This is a genomic window from Bacillus sp. FJAT-22090 (assembly GCF_007676755.1).
Taxonomy (GTDB): Bacteria; Bacillota; Bacilli; order Bacillales_A; family Planococcaceae; genus Psychrobacillus.
The window spans coordinates 14,948-31,209 of record NZ_VEBK01000016.1 but is presented as its reverse complement, the minus strand read 5'-3'; the positions used below and the strand labels follow the sequence as shown (position 1 = coordinate 31,209).

General features: G+C 35.1%; 20 protein-coding genes and 1 pseudogene. 12 read left to right on the top strand and 9 right to left on the bottom strand.

Annotated features, from left to right (window positions below):
- The first annotated feature begins 6 nt into the window (after positions 1-6).
- From FS486_RS16965 to FS486_RS16915, 11 genes are all read left to right on the top strand, one after another.
- Positions 7-1,026: a methionine ABC transporter ATP-binding protein gene (locus tag FS486_RS16965; RefSeq protein WP_144513136.1), complete on the top strand. Its 1,020-nt coding sequence runs from the start codon at positions 7-9 to the stop codon at positions 1,024-1,026.
- Complete coding sequence (locus tag FS486_RS16960) at positions 1,023-1,694, top strand: methionine ABC transporter permease (RefSeq protein ID WP_144513134.1); 672 nt, start codon at positions 1,023-1,025, stop codon at positions 1,692-1,694. The genes FS486_RS16965 and FS486_RS16960 overlap by 4 nt, the downstream gene beginning before the upstream one ends.
- A gap of 14 nt (positions 1,695-1,708) precedes the next feature.
- Positions 1,709-2,485: an enoyl-CoA hydratase/isomerase family protein gene (locus FS486_RS16955; RefSeq protein ID WP_144513132.1), complete on the top strand. Its 777-nt coding sequence runs from the start codon at positions 1,709-1,711 to the stop codon at positions 2,483-2,485.
- 13 nt (positions 2,486-2,498) lie between these two features.
- On the top strand, positions 2,499-3,641 hold the full coding sequence (locus FS486_RS16950; protein WP_144513130.1) for an alpha-hydroxy-acid oxidizing protein: 1,143 nt from the start codon (positions 2,499-2,501) through the stop codon (positions 3,639-3,641).
- A gap of 27 nt (positions 3,642-3,668) precedes the next feature.
- Entirely contained in the window at positions 3,669-4,862 is a 1,194-nt protein-coding gene (locus tag FS486_RS16945) for a CaiB/BaiF CoA transferase family protein (protein ID WP_144513128.1), read from the top strand.
- A gap of 108 nt (positions 4,863-4,970) precedes the next feature.
- Complete coding sequence (locus FS486_RS16940) at positions 4,971-5,537, top strand: SLOG family protein (protein ID WP_144513126.1); 567 nt, start codon at positions 4,971-4,973, stop codon at positions 5,535-5,537.
- A complete protein-coding gene (locus FS486_RS16935) occupies positions 5,534-5,980 on the top strand; it encodes a branched-chain amino acid aminotransferase (protein ID WP_144513124.1) in 447 nt (148 codons plus the stop codon). Before FS486_RS16940 ends, FS486_RS16935 begins: the two co-directional genes overlap by 4 nt.
- 152 nt (positions 5,981-6,132) lie before the next feature.
- A complete protein-coding gene (locus tag FS486_RS16930; RefSeq protein ID WP_144513122.1) occupies positions 6,133-6,771 on the top strand; it encodes a spore coat protein in 639 nt (212 codons plus the stop codon).
- A 136-nt stretch (positions 6,772-6,907) separates the two neighbouring features.
- Entirely contained in the window at positions 6,908-7,567 is a 660-nt protein-coding gene (locus tag FS486_RS16925) for an HAD family hydrolase (protein WP_144513120.1), read from the top strand.
- Between the two features lie 207 nt (positions 7,568-7,774).
- The gene (locus FS486_RS16920) at positions 7,775-8,284 is read left to right on the top strand and encodes a DUF6773 family protein (RefSeq protein ID WP_144513118.1); all 510 of its coding nucleotides are present in this window, start codon (positions 7,775-7,777) and stop codon (positions 8,282-8,284) included.
- Positions 8,285-8,302: 18 nt separating this feature from the next.
- Positions 8,303-8,515, top strand: coding sequence for a helix-turn-helix transcriptional regulator (locus tag FS486_RS16915; RefSeq protein WP_144513116.1), 213 nt, complete (start codon positions 8,303-8,305; stop codon positions 8,513-8,515).
- Positions 8,516-8,761: 246 nt separating this feature from the next.
- Here the strand turns inward: FS486_RS16915 and FS486_RS16910 are convergent, their stop codons facing one another.
- The 9 genes and pseudogenes from FS486_RS16910 to FS486_RS16870 form a co-directional block, all read right to left on the bottom strand.
- Positions 8,762-9,370 (bottom strand): zinc dependent phospholipase C family protein, encoded by a 609-nt coding sequence (locus tag FS486_RS16910; protein ID WP_144513115.1) that lies wholly within the window; start codon positions 9,368-9,370, stop codon positions 8,762-8,764.
- 46 nt (positions 9,371-9,416) lie between these two features.
- A complete protein-coding gene (locus FS486_RS16905; RefSeq protein ID WP_395940884.1) occupies positions 9,417-9,932 on the bottom strand; it encodes a shikimate kinase in 516 nt (171 codons plus the stop codon).
- A 105-nt stretch (positions 9,933-10,037) separates the two neighbouring features.
- The gene (locus FS486_RS16900) at positions 10,038-10,289 is read right to left on the bottom strand and encodes a hypothetical protein (RefSeq protein WP_144513111.1); all 252 of its coding nucleotides are present in this window, start codon (positions 10,287-10,289) and stop codon (positions 10,038-10,040) included.
- Entirely contained in the window at positions 10,289-10,543 is a 255-nt protein-coding gene (locus FS486_RS16895) for a hypothetical protein (RefSeq protein WP_144513109.1), read from the bottom strand. Before FS486_RS16895 ends, FS486_RS16900 begins: the two co-directional genes overlap by 1 nt.
- Positions 10,544-10,550: 7 nt before the next feature.
- A pseudogene (locus FS486_RS16890) lies at positions 10,551-11,108 on the bottom strand (GNAT family N-acetyltransferase).
- Positions 11,109-11,160: 52 nt separating this feature from the next.
- A complete protein-coding gene (locus tag FS486_RS16885) occupies positions 11,161-11,391 on the bottom strand; it encodes a cold-shock protein (RefSeq protein ID WP_313957012.1) in 231 nt (76 codons plus the stop codon).
- Positions 11,392-11,658: 267 nt separating this feature from the next.
- Positions 11,659-12,876 carry an NRAMP family divalent metal transporter gene (locus tag FS486_RS16880; RefSeq protein ID WP_144513211.1) on the bottom strand — a complete coding sequence of 406 codons (1,218 nt, stop codon included), beginning with the start codon at positions 12,874-12,876 and terminating at the stop codon, positions 11,659-11,661.
- Positions 12,877-13,367: 491 nt separating this feature from the next.
- A complete protein-coding gene (locus FS486_RS16875; protein ID WP_144513105.1) occupies positions 13,368-14,255 on the bottom strand; it encodes a DMT family transporter in 888 nt (295 codons plus the stop codon).
- Between the two features lie 159 nt (positions 14,256-14,414).
- Positions 14,415-14,963: an NADPH-dependent FMN reductase gene (locus FS486_RS16870; RefSeq protein ID WP_186321496.1), complete on the bottom strand. Its 549-nt coding sequence runs from the start codon at positions 14,961-14,963 to the stop codon at positions 14,415-14,417.
- Between the two features lie 343 nt (positions 14,964-15,306).
- On the opposite strand from FS486_RS16870, the gene FS486_RS16865 reads away from it, so the two are divergent.
- Positions 15,307-16,239 (top strand): NlpC/P60 family protein, encoded by a 933-nt coding sequence (locus FS486_RS16865; protein WP_144513103.1) that lies wholly within the window; start codon positions 15,307-15,309, stop codon positions 16,237-16,239.
- Positions 16,240-16,262: the final 23 nt, after the last annotated feature.

Genomic DNA, 16,262 nt, shown 5'->3' with positions numbered 1-16,262 from the left:
TAAAGCATGATTGTATTGGAAAATATATCGAAAGAATTTGCTAGTAAAAGCGGGAAAGTAAAGGCTGTAAATAATGTCAATATCCATGTAAAAAAAGGAGAAATTCATGGAGTTATCGGATACAGTGGTGCCGGTAAAAGTACGCTCATTCGCTGTGTAAATTTACTTGAAAAACCTACAGAAGGTAAAGTATACATAAATGGAGTAGAGACCACTTCCCTACCCTTACCAAAGTTACGAGAAGCACGAAACAAAATCGGAATGATTTTTCAAGGCTTTAACTTATTAAAAACAGCTACTGTTTACGATAATATCGCCATTCCCCTTAGGCTTCTCGGTTACAACAAAGCAGAAGTGAAAAAAAGAGTAGATAAATATTTAGGAATTGTAGGATTGACTGATAAGCATCGAAACTACCCTAGTCAGTTATCTGGAGGTCAAAAGCAACGGGTTGCAATCGCAAGGGCACTTGCTCAAGAACCAGAAGTATTATTAAGTGACGAAGCTACAAGTGCTCTTGACCCAGAGACAACAGACTCTATTTTAGATCTTTTATTAAAGATTAATAGAGAGCTAGGAATTACCATATTGCTTATCACCCATGAGATGAATGTTATTCAAAAGATTTGCGATCATGTATATGTGATGGAAAACGGTGAAGTAGTCGAACAAAACAATGCGATCAATCTATTTACTAACCCAAGTCATCCAACGACGAAGAAATTTTTAAATACGATCAGTCAGCGAAATTTGTCTGCTACATTGATCTCCCAATTAAATGTTACCGGTGCTGTGACACGCTTAACATTTGTTGGGGAAAGTACAGGAAAACCACTTTTAGCAGAAGTAAGCAAAAAGTTTAATGTACAACCAAATATTTTAACAGCCAATATTATAGAGCTAAAAAATGGAATTGTAGGAAATATTGTTATCCATCTAATTGGAGAGAAAGACCAAGTACACGCTGCACTCCGGTTTTTGGATGAACATGGCGTGGGCACCGAGGAATTGGAGGGGCAATCATGAATAGATTCGAACAATTCACAGAGCAATGGTTACCGATCATTGGCAAATCAGTAGTTGAAACATTTCAAATGGTGGGTATTTCATTATTTTTCGCTGTTTTAATCGGAATACCACTTGGGATACTAATCGTTCTAACTAGACCAGGGCAAGCATTGCAAAATAAATTTTTATATCAAGTCACCAATTTAATTATAAATATCGTACGATCTATCCCATTTATTATTTTACTATTTTTCATTTTACCGTTTACAAAGTCTATTGTTGGAACGACGATTGGCGTAAAAGGAGTTATTGTTCCATTAGTTATTTATACAGCCCCCTATATTGCACGGTTAATGGAGTCTGCACTTCTAGAAGTTGAAAATGGAGTTGTAGAAGCTTACACAGCTATGGGAATTAGTACACCCGCCATCATTTGGCATGTACTATTACGCGAAGCACGCCCTTCCATAATTTTAGGATTAACAATTTCTACTGTGAGCTTAATAGGAGCAACCGCGATGGCAGGTATGGTTGGAGCTGGTGGACTTGGAGATTTAGCATATCGTTTCGGACATTTACGATACGAAGTAGACGTCATGTATGCAACTGTCTTCATCCTAATCATCCTCGTGCAAAGTATTCAATCCATCGGAAATAGACTAGCAGCAAAATTGAAGAAAGACTAGTAGGAGGTTATTTTATGACAAACGATTTATATGTAGAAAAAAATGGTGCCATCGCTACTCTCATTTTCAATCGAGCGGAAAAGAAAAATTCGTTTTCTCTCGCTATGTTTAAGCAATTAGGTGAAATTTTAGAAACGCTAGAGTCGGACCAACATACGAAAGTACTTATATTAAAAGGTGTGGATGAAACTGCCTTCTCTTCCGGGGCAGACATTTCCGAATTTCTTGAAAACCGTTTTTCCGCTCAAAAAGCAAAAGAGTATAATGACGCAACGCTGAAATCCATTGAAAAACTGTATCGTTTTCCAAAGCCTACAATTGCGCTTATTAAAACACTTGCAATTGGCGGGGGTCTAGAATTAGCCAACTCTTGTGACTTTAGATTTGCTACAGCAGGAAGTAAGCTTGGCATCACAGCAGCTAATATAGGAATTATTTACAATTTAACGAGCACGAAGCGTTTAGTAAATTTAATCGGACCATCCAAAGCAAAAGAATTATTATATACAGCTAAATTGATACAAGCGGAAGAAGGAAAAGAAATTGGCTTAATCGACTACGTATATTCAGAACATGAAATCGAAGAAAGATGTAAAGAGTTTGCAGAACAAATAATTCAAAAATCATCTATTGCCAACAATGGTATTAAACAAGTCATCCAGTCTATTATCGATGGAGAAAATGAAGAAACGGAAGAAATAGAACAACTTATATTAGATTCGTTTAGTTCTGATGATTATAAAGAAGGAATTGCGGCATTTTTAGAAAAAAGGAAGCCTAATTTTTCTTAAGGAGTGAGAATAAATGACGAGTATTAAGAGTAATGACTTATTGTTAGAGAACATCGAATCAACAGAAAAGTTTCCGATAAATTTTAAAGAATTAGAGCAAGCTGCCAAAGCCAAATTAGCAGCAGGTCCTTACGGATACATTCGTTCATCGGCAGGCGGCGAAGAAACGTATCATAAGAATATCGATTCATTTGCCAAGTATTCGATTGTTCCTAGGTATTTAAATGATGTGTCGACATTGAATACAGAAGTTACTATATTCGGGCGTACATACCCCCACCCTCTTTTCATTTCTCCAGTTGGAGTTAATAAAATTGCACATGAAGACGGCGAAATTGCAGTTTCAAAAGCTGCTACAAAATACAATTTCCCATATATTCAAAGCACTGTTTCTAGTTTCTCAATTGAAGAAATTACAGCTGCAACACCTGGAAGCTCTAAGTGGTTTCAATTATATTGGTCACAAAATAAAGAAATTTCTTTTAGTATGGTGAAAAGGGCAGAACAAGCTGGCTATGAAGCTATTGTTTTAACAGTTGATACCGTAATGCTTGGTTGGCGTGAAGAAGATGTTCGGAACCAGTACTCTCCCCTCAAAAAAGGATATGGAAAAGGAAATTATGTATCTGACCCCGTATTTATGGCTTCCCTTCCAAACCAAGAGGAAGACGCTATTATTAATAGCATTGTAGAAAATATTTATCATCCAACTTTAAACTGGGACAATATAGCGGAGCTGAAAGAAAGAACTTCCCTCCCTATTCTCATTAAAGGTATCCTTCATCCAGAAGATGCGAAATTGGCTATTGAAAAAGGAATTGATGGAATCATTGTTTCTAATCATGGAGGTCGACAATTAGATGGAGTAATTGCGAGCATCGATGCACTTCCTACTATCGTTGAAGCTGTGAACAGTAAAATTCCAGTGTTATTTGATAGCGGTATCCGACGTGGTTCTGACGTGGTGAAGGCGTTGGCTCTTGGAGCAACTGCAGTTTGTATTGGCCGACCTTTCGTATGGGGTTTAGCTGCAGGTGGTCAAGCGGGTGTAGAACGTGTACTAGAAAGCTTTTTACAAGAGACAAAGGTTTCGATGTCGTTAAGTGGAGTACGTAATTTAAATGAATTACGTAATTTAACAATTGTAAAAGGATAGAGTATTTAAAAAGGTGGTTCATGTCTAATGGAACAGGCTTTAAAAGGAATGAAAGTAGTTGACTTATCTCAAGTATTAGCTGGGCCATACTGCACGATGGTTCTTGGGGATATGGGAGCCGACGTTGTTAAAGTAGAAAAGTATCCACTTGGTGACGATACAAGAACAATGGGCCCTTATATTAATGAAGAAAGCTATATGTATATGATGGTAAATCGCAATAAAAGAGGTATTTGTCTAAATTTAAAAACAGATGAAGGCTTACAAATCTTATATAAACTAATTAAAGAGGCAGACGTTTTTATTGAGAACTATCGCCCAGGGGTTACGAAAAAACTAGGAATCGACTATGAAACATTAAAATCGATTAATCCTTATATCATTTATTGCTCGATTTCAGGTTACGGCCAAACTGGACCTTACAAGAACAAAGGCGGCTTTGATATAATGGCGCAAGGACTTTCCGGGCTAATCGATATGACAGGCGAACGAGAAGGAAAACCGGTTAAAGTAGGAATTGCTATTCACGATATCGCTGCCGCTCAAACTGCAATTCAATCCATCTTAGCCGCCTATATTCATCGTTTGAAGTCAGGAAGCGGCCAATATATCGACGTTTCCCTAGTAGATTCCGGACTTGCCTGGACAGTATGGGAAGCGGCCGCTTATTTCGGCAAAGGTGAAGTCCCTCGTAGAAATGGAACCGCTCACCGTGTCTCTGCACCGTATCAAGGCTATAAAACAAAAGATGGCTTTATACTAATTGGTGCAGCCAATCAAAAACTATGGGAAAAGTTTTGTTTAACTGTCGTACATAAACCGGAATGGATAAAAGATGACCGATTTTTAACAAACAGTATGCGCGCTCTTCACGTCGATGAACTAGAGATTGAAATGGAGAGTGTATTAAAAGAAAATGACTCCTCCCATTGGCTTGACCTGTTAGACAAAAATGGCATTCCTTCTGGTCCAATATATACCTATGCACAAACACTAGCTGATGAGCATATAGCTTCTAGAGGCATGATTTTAGAATACGAACATCCAGTAGCTGGGGCTATGAAGACATTAGGCTTCCCTGCCAAATTTTCAGCAACACCTGGACAATTTAAAAGCCCCGCTCCCCTTCTTGGTCAGCATAACAAAGAAGTGCTACTAGAATTAGGTTATTTTGAAGACGAAATCGACGCTTTCTTATCAAACAGTATATTGAAACATTGACCGATTGCATATGCATTCGGTTTTTTCTATGATCGGTGCCTTTTATTTAAATGATGCTTGAATAGTGATATGATTAACGCTATATATAAATAAAAGTAGGTCATATAAATGGTTAAACGATTACTCGTGACGGGTTATAAAGCACATGAATTAGGAATATTCAATGATACACATCCAGGTATACCAGTTATTAAGCAAACTATTAAAAACCAATTGCTTACATTAATAGATGAAGGATTAGAATGGGTTATACTAAGTGGACAACAAGGTGTAGAAATGTGGACAGCTGAATTAGTAGTAGAAATGAAAAAAACTTTTCCTCATTTAAAATACGCTATCATCACTCCATTCTTGGATCAAGAAAAAAATTGGAATGAACTCAAACAAGAAAAATATAGAAGTTTATTATTTCAAGCTGACTATGACACAAGCCTAACAAAAAAGCCTTATGAGGCACCGTGGCAATTTGTTGAGAAAAATAAATTTCTAATTCGAAATTCAGATGGTATGCTTATTGTATATGATGAAGAAAATGAAGGTTCACCTAAATTCATTAAGAAGCTGGCGGAACAATATGCCGAGAAAGAAAACTATTCGCTATTTGTAATAGATGCTTATGATCTACAAATGATAGCGGAAGAAATTGCTGAAGAAACGAGGAATGATTTTATATGAGTAAACAAGAAGTTTTATGCGAAAGATATGATAAAGAAACGGAAGAATTAATTGCAAAAGATGAGGTAGGATTTTTGAGTACCCCTCTATCTTTTTTTAAAGAAAAGCAAAATGAATATGCATACTTACAATCAGAGGCCTTTGAATCAATAAAGGTGGATGGTTTAGTATTAGAGTATGATGAAGTATTTGAAGTATACACAGCGATGTTCGGTTTTTCTGTCCAGAAAAAATGGAAGGGAAAAATAGAAGCATTCTTAAACGAACATTATAACAAAGAAAAGATGAACTACAGTCTAATGTTCTCAGGAGACGAAGGTTTATGGGAAGTAAATTTACCTTTAAATTACATCGATCAATTTAATGAGAGCTTTTCAATTGATGAAGCATATCAATTTCTAATTACATTCATACAAGCTTTAGTAGTAGCTATAGAAAGTTAATATAATTGGTTAAACAAACATGAATAATACAATATTCATGTTTGTTTTAGTTTTCATGTTTGTTTCGGTTCCTAACATCTATGCATAACTTCGAACTTTTTGGTCAATATAATGAGGATGTTTCATCACATTTCTAAGGAGGAAAAATTGGAATGAATCAAAACTCATTTGGTCAAGGTCAAACTCATCAAAATATGCAAACTGGCAATATCCCGCAACAAATGAATCATGGTGGTCATGAATTATTTGATGTTCATGAGGTCCTGTCCTGTGCTGTTGCTGGATTAAACCTTAAAACAATACTTCGCCCTCATGTTAAAGACCAAGAACTACTCAATATTTTAAATCGTCAATATGCCTTTGCAGTAGACGAATATAATATTACGGTGGAATGTTTCAAAACAGGAAAAGATCCCTCTCACCCAACTTCGACGTATAAGATGCAAACTGGCAATGATTTTATTTATGGTATGAAGCCATCCCAACCGAAAAAACCAATGCAAGGACCAAATGAAATTACAGATGAGATGATTTCTGGATTTTTACTTGATTCTGCAAAAGCTTCCGCAACAGCTAAAACAACCGCTGCCTTGGAAACAACGAATCCAGTAGTTCGCCGAGTACTTGCTGATTCTATTCCTAACTGTATTGAAATGGCTTATGAGCTTTCTATTTATCAAAACAAACATCATTATTACCAGGTTCCCCAGTTAGACCAGCAAGATATGCAAGCGTTACTGAATTCGTTTGCACCTGCACAAGCACAAACGATGAACAATCAAGTACAATAATAGTCGAACAATTGGACAGGGCTGTGACAAAGGTCGATATCGACTTTTGTCACAACCCTTTATTTTGTTGTTTCTTTTATCTATTAACGTATAATTTGAGTAAAAGTGAAATTTAGGAAAGTAAAGGTGAATAAAAATGCGAGTAGCAATTTTCGATTTTGATGGTACTTTATACGCAGAGGAAACATTTAAGCTAATGATGAATCATTTGAAAGAACATCCCATTTATAAATCAACCTATAAGCGATTTTATAGATCGATTGTCCCTCCTTATCTTGCAAATAAATTAAAGCTCTATCCTGATGCCAAAATGAAAGAGCGTTCGATGCAATTATACTTACATGCATTTGAAGGAATAACCGAATCAGAAATGAACGCCTATTTTGATGAATTCAAAGATAAAATGCATGATGATTTTAATAAAGAAGTTGTTGCAAGACTTAAACGGCATCAAGCTGACAATATACATATTTTACTCGTTTCAGGGGCATACACTCAATTTTTACAACGAGTAACAAGGGATTTTACATTCAATCAAATTATTGGTACGGATATTTTATATAAAGAAAATATAGTAGATATTCGAACACCCATTCAACATGTAAATGGTGCTCGAAAGACTGAGAATATACTGAAAGTGTTAGAAGGACAACAAATCGACTGGAAAAATAGCTATGCATATGGGGATAGCTATTCGGACATGCCAGTACTAGAGCTTGTCGGAAATCCAGTTGCAGTGAAACCCGAAGAAAAGCTTCGAACTGTCGCAAAGGAACGCGGCTGGGACATAATTTAATACCTCCTTAATTTAACGAAAAAAGAGCAGCTGATTTTGGTTGCTCTTTTTTCTTATTTGGAGTTAATCGCATCGCTTCCGTCTTATTATTTTAAAATACTACAAAAGCAATGTATATAAATTTAAATGACATATATATATTGCAAAAGGTCAAATAAAGTATATAATAAAAATAAGCACTAAAATAAAATAGGAGGTAATTTCATCATGAGTATATTTAAACGAACGAAAAAAATGAAAGACGAAAGGATAGAACATCTCAGCAATAAAATTTATAAAGAAATGTATTCTATTATAATGGCCATATGTTTAATAAGTATATTCTTTAAAATGTATATATATGGTGTAGGAAACGGTGCCTTTGCGGAGAAGGCACTCTTAGAATTAGCCATTCTTATAATTGGCGGCGTCTATTTTTTAGCTCGCTCTATTTTCTTGGGTATTTACTGGGATGAAATAGAAATGCATGATCGTAGTAGTAAAACCCCAATGAGTAAAAAAACAATCTACAGAAGTGTTGGTTTAGCTTTCATTATAGCCATTATAATGGCGGTAAATAGTGCTTTATCCTATGCGGATAGCACGTCTCAAGGTCTGTGGTATTTTGCGCTAGTATTCTGTGTATCTCTTATCATCTATTTACCTGCTTTATTGTTTCTTTTTGTAGGAGTATATTTACTAGCACAAAAAATTAGTATAAAATCGAGAAATTCATAAAAGATGTAGGTGATTCCCTTGAAAAACATGAAACTCAAGCTAGCTAGGGTCGAAAAGGATTTGTCTCAAGAAGAGCTGGCTAAAATTGTCGGTGTATCTAGACAAACGATTGGATTAATTGAATCTGGAAAATATAACCCCTCTTTAAGTTTGTGTGTCAACATTTGTATCGCATTATCACGCACACTAAATGATTTATTTTGGGAAGAAGAAATAAATAAAGAATTATAAGAAAGCCCAACACAGATATACCGTTGATTTCCGCTCCGGGTGGATGCTTTTTTCGTTGGCATGGCTTCCATCTCCTCGTCACTACGTTCCTGCGGAGCTTTCAGCTCGTACTTGTCCGACTTGGAGTCGCCACTCTATGCTCCAATCAACCTTGACAAAAATGGATAATTGAAAACAGAATCAGCTAAATAAACAGATTAGTGTAGAGTCATTTTTCTCCACACTAATCTGTCCCTTAGTACAACTTTAAGTATGCAGATGCTTAATATTCAATATCCCTTGCTCAACCGATGTCTCTATATAGCCAACTATCTGGTTAAATGAAAATACATTCAGCTTTTCATCTCCAATTTCATTATTATCCTTCATATCGGCTAATACATGATGAATAAATTCTTCCACCTCTTTTGACTTAACCTCCTGCAAATCAGGGATTGGTGGATGAATCTTTAACATTTTTAGTAAATCATCTGTAAATGCATAGTGGTCTAATAACTTTCCATTAAGTAGACGGAAATCGTTATGATACAAATTAAATATTTCTGCATTGGCTTCCATTCGATTTTTCAGCCAAGGAAGGTAAAAACCTTTTAACCATATATCGTCAGCGACAAGATGTGTAAAATAACCCAATATATAATGACTCTCTGCTTGCAATTTATATTTGTGTAGGAACCCTTTGTAATCAATGCTTCTTGTATAATTCTCCACCTCCCCCTGAAAGAAATGTGATAAATCTTTAGGTGAAACAGCGTCTGGAGCAATGCCCCCCAGTAAAAATGATGTCCTTTCTTCCATCTGTAAACCCTCTGCAATTCTATTAGCAATAATCAAGTGCATGATTCTTGAACCCATAAATTCCACTACCCTTCGCAAATTGTCCCCTAGTTGAATAACAGCACTATAATTGAAATTCTCTTTTTATAATTTGGGCCACATCATCCGCGTTTAAGTATGTATTATCTATTCTTAAATAATTTTCCTTTTTAATTTCCCCTATATTAGAATTGAGCCTACTATTTTTTATCGTGCTTAGTAAATGCATTTCAGATTGTTCTATGTTTCTTTTAGTAGGTTTATGCTCCAGTCTAAGAGCTGTCTTATTTCGTTTTAATCTTACTTCTACGTTGGCTTCTAATTCAACAAAATAAATATCTGCTCCATGGGATGAAACAGTTTGGCATATACTTTCTATATCCACCCAATCTTGTTTTTGATCAAAATACCATACTTTCGTAAAAATCATCCCATAGTTATCACTTTTAGAGAACGAGTTGAATATTTCTTGACGAAATAGATGAGTCAACCTCCACATTTCTGGGCTAAATCCAAAGAGTGGCTCCAACAAATCGATAGTCATGTGGTTATGGAATAACTTTAAGCCCGTTGCTTTTGCTAATTCTTGTCCTACAGTCATTTTACCAACTGCTTGCGGACCAAATATAAAAACAAACTTTTCCACAGGAACTTCCTCCAATAGTAATGTTATTAAAACACGTTTCAATTTTACAGTTTCATAAAATTATACTTTGCTCTTCCAAGCATCCTGTCCTCTCGCTAATCTTAAAATTCTTAATCCATCCGTCGGAATACCACCAAGTGCCCCCTCCCAAGATGGATAAGTATAAGGGATAGCAGACGATAAAAAAATAAATAGGTTAAGAAGCAGAAGGGATTTTAATGAAAAACTAAATTCTCCCAAAAAAAGTAATGTTGCAGCAGCAACTAGGAAAATTAAAAAAGACATTAAAGGACCACTAGCATCAATAATCATTAACTGTTTTCTTGAAAGTTTTTTATCGCTTCTTTATCCGTCATATAACAAAAACCAACAGTACCTAAAGATAAATAGAAATGCATTCTGCCTATAGTGAAGTTTATTTTATTTTCAAAGCTCGCTTTACCTAAAAAGATATTTGCCTCACCGTCTTCAGTAAATAGTACGATTCCAATTGCATGTCCAATCTCATGTAAAAGAATGGTTGCTTGTAGGAGTATAAGTAAAATAAATATATTCAATAAAGTCAATGTTCTATCACCTCAATCTATCTATTGTATTCTCTTCTTTTTGAAGAATGTAGTGGTCTATATTTCCTATTAAACGAAATCCACATTTTTGAACAACTTTATTGGAACTTACATTACACGGTAGAACAACTGCATTAAGGTATTCTATATCAGTATTTTTAAACAAATAGTTGATCAATCCCTTTACTGCTTTCGTTGTATATCCATGATTTCGGTAATGTTTAGATATAGCATATGCAATTTCCCGATTTGGTTCACAAAGCTCTTCTTTAATACCTGTATTGCAAAAACCAATCAAATCGCCATTTTCCTTTAAAATAATTGCTAGTTTTAAATAATTTTGTCCACTAACATCTGGTATGGCTGATAAAAATGCTTGATTGGATGGTATCTCATAATTTTTAAGCCAAACCAATCGCTGTTCTTTGGTGGAGCGCCAATCAGGTAACTATTTATAAACTTCAGGTTGTGAAGTAAGTTCATAAATAGCATCTGCATCTTCCATTCTAAATTCTCTCAGAACTATTTCACCACAGTCTATTGTAAATACGGTGTTACTTTCCATCCCACAATTCTCCTCTAACTTCTAAAGTAATTATCTTTAAAACTGGAATACTTTATTCAGAGATAATGATCACATTTTCAGCAACATGCTTTTGGTCAGTCGAGTTTGGATTCTCCACTAAGTCAAATAATACTCTTTGACCTTGGTTAAGAAATCTAAATCCATCCGGAAATCTTTCTTCACATGGAAAAATGGAACTAAAATGAACAAAAACATGATTGCCATCCTTTCCATCTAGCATTATACGACCATAACCTTTTTCTTCCTTATACCATTTAACAATGCCCTCTCTTTTAATAACTCTTCAACCTCCTAAAATTGGGTATAGGTATATATTTCTACAATACTTTTCAAAATACCTTTAGACTTTATAAATATTCCCAAAAATTAGATCAAAACCTGTACCTATCGTTTTCGATGTCCTCCCGAAAGACTTATGATAAATGATAACCGATTTTTTTAAGAGATGGGGCTGTCCCAAAAATCATAGAAAATGACTTTTGGGACAGCCCCATCTTTGTAACATATACATCTAGAATTATTAAAACACTTAATACATATAAAATAGCAATGGCATTTGTTCTATGAGCGTCGTGATACCAAACACTCCCATAATAATTACAACTAGTCCACCGGTTATCGTTAACCAGAGGGGATGCTTATATTCACCTATAATATCTTTCTTATATGCACCAACTAATAGTGTACCTAGTGCTAAAGGAAGAATTAATGCATTTAACGCACCTACCAAAATGAGAACATGAACTGGTTGTCCAACTAAGCCAAAAGTTATAGTAGACATTAAAATAAATAAAATAGTAATCCATTTTTGATACTTATCAATAATCGGATGAAATGACCGTAAAAACGATACAGAAGCATAGGCAGCACCTACTATGGATGTAATGGATGCAGCCCACATAATAATACCGAAAATCTTATTGCCTATTTCTCCAGCTGCAAGCATAAATACAGATGCTGAAGGATTTGTTGGATCAATAGCTAGTCCTTGTTTGACTACGCCTAAAACAGCTAAAAAAAGCGCAATTCGCATGATTCCAGTTATCACAATTCCAGTGACAGAACTTTTTGTCACATCAGGCAATGCTTCCATTCCTTTCACTCCCGCATCTAATAGACGATGACCACCTGCAAAAGTAATGTATCCACCAACTGTGCCTCCTACAAGGGTAATTATGGCAAATATACTTATTTCAGAAGGTACAAAAGTATGTATAACAGCTTCTCCAACAGGTGGCGACGTAGAAAAAGCAACAATAATCATTAAAATAATCATGACAACTCCTACGATTTTAGCAACGTTGTCCATTAACTTTCCTGTCTCTTTTACAACAAAGATAAAAATAGCGAAAGTAGCACTAATCATCGAACCTTTAATTGGATCTAAGCTAAGCATAGCATTTAATCCAATGCCCGCTCCTGCCACATTCCCTATGTTAAACGCTAGACCTGCCACAATTAGTAAAATAGTTAAGAGTATTCCAAGACCAGGTACTACTTTATTGGCAATCTCTTGCACCCTTAGTCCAGAAACGGCGATGATTCTCCAGATGTTCACTTGAACAACTATATCTAGCAGAAATGAAATTAACAGTACAAATGCAAAACTTGCAGCAAGTTGCTGTGTAAATACAGTTGTTTGTGTTATAAATACAGGGCCAATTGAAGAAGTAGCCATTAAAAATGCGGCCCCTAGAAGGATGCTTCTACTAATATTTTTTTTAGTATCTTTTAGTTCTGTAGCCATTTTCCCCATACAAACTCTCTCCCTTTATCGCACTGCCGACCCTTCAAAACTGTTACTTTGTATCGTTTCATTATTAAACTTTGAGAAAGGCACAGCAGAATTTCCGGCGTCATGACACCGAATTATGTCTCCGTTAATAAGCACATTATTTTGCTTGCATGATGTTAACGTTTTACCTAAGCGTATGTATGATCTATAAATACTACATTGGCGTTCGTAAACCCACTTCTAACCCGAACAATTTTGCTAAAACCGGGTTATAATTTATCATATACCCGTTTTTTCAAGGGAATACACCGATTTTTAAAAAGATGAATGATAGTAAAAGGACTACTGATACAATTCAACTCTCAAAAGTATGTGTCATTGTTAAGAGGGAATCCCACCTTATATGATCATGCTAATTTATATGGAACATAAATAGAAAAGGGACGGAATGTCTTAATTCTGTCCCTTTTCCTTATTTAAACATCTTATAGAGTATTACTGTTTTAATATTGTTCATGTTTAGGATTCTTTTTAAAATTCACGATAAAAATACTTAAGCCAACCATTACCAAGCCGATTAGAAGAAAATGAGTAATTGGTTCATGTAAGAAAGTAGCGCCTAATAAGACAGCGATGATCGGCACTAGAAAAGTGAATGAGCCCACTTTACTTGCTTCCCCTTCATTAATTAGTTTGTAATAAATAATATAGGCTAATGGAATACCAAATATAGAGCCAAAGCTTAATCCAAATATATAATTATTATTCCATTCAATCGCTGACCAGCTTTCGAAAAGAATACCAGAGCTTAATAAAACTGCTCCACCTAATAAACTTTGTAAAGAGACCATCCAGTAGGCATCTATTTGGGTATTTACTTTTTTTACATAAATAACCCCAAATGCCCAACATACAGCAGTAAGTAACCCCAGAATAACGCCAATAATTGACACATGAAAGGTTAATCCATCCAGACTTACAACAATAATTCCGATAAATCCTATTAACAAGCCTACAATTTTTAATGGAGTGATAACCTCCCCTAACCAAATCCAAGCAAACAAACCTAATAGTACTGGCTGAAAGTAGACCAGGATAGAAAATAAACCCCCTGGCAAGTAGTTAAGCCCCACTGTCTGTATGCCAAAAAATAACACTGTATTAAATAATGCAGATATGCAATATAGACGCCAATTTTCTCGCCAATTTATTATAGACCGACGCTTCCATAATAGAACTCCTAGCAATAATCCACCAATAACTGCGCGCATTCCAGCGAATAAAAGAGGTGGTGTAAATGGCATAGTAGATTTATAAATTGGCCAGCTTGCTCCCCATAATAACACTAATAAAATGAGCAATATAGTCGATTTTTTAAATGACTTACCCAATACAACTTCCTTTCACCAAAAAATCTATGATTCCACTATACACCCAAACTACAAAACCAGCTATCAAAATATTAAAAATATGGCCATACTAGAAGACAAATAAAAAGACATGCAAACCGTATCGTTCACGATTTACATGTCTTTGGTGGATTAATGTGATTATTTTACTTTGTTATAAAAGTCAACGAAATTTCCAACTACATTATCTAGGAAATCGTTTGTTCCTGCATCTGTAATTTCGTTTTGCTCATTCATTTTCGTTTGAATGGAACCAATATATACTTCGTTATTTGGTAGAAGTTTTGGTTGTAGTGTTGGGTTTGAGATAATTTCTCTTAGATGCATTTGAGCACGAACACTTCCTAAAACACCCATAGATGAGCCTACAATAAATGTTGGCTTATCTTTTAAGTCATGACCACTACGGGACATCCAGTCAATTGCATTTTTTAAAGCTCCAGGAATGGAGAAGTTGTATTCTGGTACTGCAAATAATACTGCTTCTGCATTGCGAACTTTCATTTTAAAATCCATTGCACCTTTTGGTGGATTATCTTCTATATCACTACTAAACATTTCAACGTCATTAATGAGAGCAATCTCAATATCTAATTGGTCAGCATAGCGCTTTTGCATATATTTTACTAGCTTCAAGTTGTACGACTCTTTTCTGTTGCTTCCAATGATTGCGGTTACTTTAATTGGCATATGTAAATCTCCCCTTTTGATAAGTTATAGATGTAATTTCTATTAAGTGTAAATACTCAACTTATTACGTCCCTTAGTATACCACAGGGTAATTTATTTATGCTTAGAGGATGCTCATATGAAAATAACTGGCTCATCTACTCTATTTATCACGAAAATGTTCTTCTTTCAAGTCATTTAATCGTAATATTTGTAATCAAATTGTAAACATACCTTATAAACCGTTTGAGGTCAAGGCAGAAAGCTTCTCCTTCAATCTAATGGAACAAATTCCCTTAATAGTTTATTCTTTTGCATGCTAAACTCAGTGCAAGATACAAAAAAAACATCTTGGAGGTATTTGATGAAAAAGAGTTTCGTTGCAACTACATTATCATTTTCAATTGTTCTTAGTACTTTGGGGGTTACATCAGCTGTAACTACTCCAATAGAAGCCTCGGCCGCTACAATTAATACACAAAATAATCAACAAGCAGTAGAAGCAAAAGCTAATCAATTAATACAAACTGCAAAAAGTTTAATTGGGAAGGCTACATATAGTAATACAGTCTATAAGCCCACTGCTCCATACAAGTTTTCTTGTGCCAGTTTCCTTATGTACATTTTTGAGAAAAATGGAGTAGATTTAGCAACATATAATGAAGATTATATGTTACAACAAGGAACAGCAGTTTCTAGAAATCAACTTCAAAAAGGTGATTTACTATTTTTTAAAAGTAAAAAAACCGGCACTGATCCAGATCATGTAGCTATGTATATAGGTGACAATAAAGTGATACATATGGCTGACTCTAAACAAAACATTGTCATCTCAGACTTAAATAGCAAACCATATTACAAAGATAATTATGTAGGAGCACGTAGAGTTTTACCCACTTTACTTCCTGCTAACCCTTCTACTAAGGGAGACAATATTGTTACAAAAGCATATAGCTTAATCAGTAAAGCTAAAATGGGACAAATCAATGATGCGTCATCCATGCGCTTTAACGCAACTGGTTTTGTCGATTATGTATACAAAACCAATGGTGTAACATTAGGAACAACTAATATTAAAGAGCTATTGAATAAAGGCAAGACTGTTTCCCAAGCGAATTTAAAAAAGGGAGATTTAATATTCTTTAATAGTGTCAAAGGATCAAAAGTTCCATCAATGGTAGCAATTTATGCTGGAGATCACCGAATCATCCTTCCTAACTCAAATGGAATTTTAACTAGAGTACTATTAGTGGACTACTATAAGGATCATTATATTACTGCAAAACGAGTTCTATAAGGAAATACAAAAGAAGCATTCTT

What these genes read in the sequence shown, in the direction of transcription:
- FS486_RS16965 (WP_144513136.1), top strand. Translation starts at nt 7, where the DNA reads ATGATTGTATTGGAAAATATATCGAAAGAATTTGCTAGTAAAAGCGGG.
- FS486_RS16960 (WP_144513134.1), top strand. Translation starts at nt 1,023, where the DNA reads ATGAATAGATTCGAACAATTCACAGAGCAATGGTTACCGATCATTGGC.
- FS486_RS16955 (WP_144513132.1), top strand. Translation starts at nt 1,709, where the DNA reads ATGACAAACGATTTATATGTAGAAAAAAATGGTGCCATCGCTACTCTC.
- FS486_RS16950 (WP_144513130.1), top strand. Translation starts at nt 2,499, where the DNA reads ATGACGAGTATTAAGAGTAATGACTTATTGTTAGAGAACATCGAATCA.
- FS486_RS16945 (WP_144513128.1), top strand. Translation starts at nt 3,669, where the DNA reads ATGGAACAGGCTTTAAAAGGAATGAAAGTAGTTGACTTATCTCAAGTA.
- FS486_RS16940 (WP_144513126.1), top strand. Translation starts at nt 4,971, where the DNA reads ATGGTTAAACGATTACTCGTGACGGGTTATAAAGCACATGAATTAGGA.
- FS486_RS16935 (WP_144513124.1), top strand. Translation starts at nt 5,534, where the DNA reads ATGAGTAAACAAGAAGTTTTATGCGAAAGATATGATAAAGAAACGGAA.
- FS486_RS16930 (WP_144513122.1), top strand. Translation starts at nt 6,133, where the DNA reads ATGAATCAAAACTCATTTGGTCAAGGTCAAACTCATCAAAATATGCAA.
- FS486_RS16925 (WP_144513120.1), top strand. Translation starts at nt 6,908, where the DNA reads ATGCGAGTAGCAATTTTCGATTTTGATGGTACTTTATACGCAGAGGAA.
- FS486_RS16920 (WP_144513118.1), top strand. Translation starts at nt 7,775, where the DNA reads ATGAGTATATTTAAACGAACGAAAAAAATGAAAGACGAAAGGATAGAA.
- FS486_RS16910 (WP_144513115.1), bottom strand. Translation starts at nt 9,370, where the DNA reads ATGGGTTCAAGAATCATGCACTTGATTATTGCTAATAGAATTGCAGAG.
- FS486_RS16905 (WP_395940884.1), bottom strand. Translation starts at nt 9,932, where the DNA reads ATGACTGTAGGACAAGAATTAGCAAAAGCAACGGGCTTAAAGTTATTC.
- FS486_RS16900 (WP_144513111.1), bottom strand. Translation starts at nt 10,289, where the DNA reads ATGATTATTGATGCTAGTGGTCCTTTAATGTCTTTTTTAATTTTCCTA.
- FS486_RS16880 (WP_144513211.1), bottom strand. Translation starts at nt 12,876, where the DNA reads ATGGCTACAGAACTAAAAGATACTAAAAAAAATATTAGTAGAAGCATC.
- FS486_RS16870 (WP_186321496.1), bottom strand. Translation starts at nt 14,963, where the DNA reads ATGCCAATTAAAGTAACCGCAATCATTGGAAGCAACAGAAAAGAGTCG.
- FS486_RS16865 (WP_144513103.1), top strand. Translation starts at nt 15,307, where the DNA reads ATGAAAAAGAGTTTCGTTGCAACTACATTATCATTTTCAATTGTTCTT.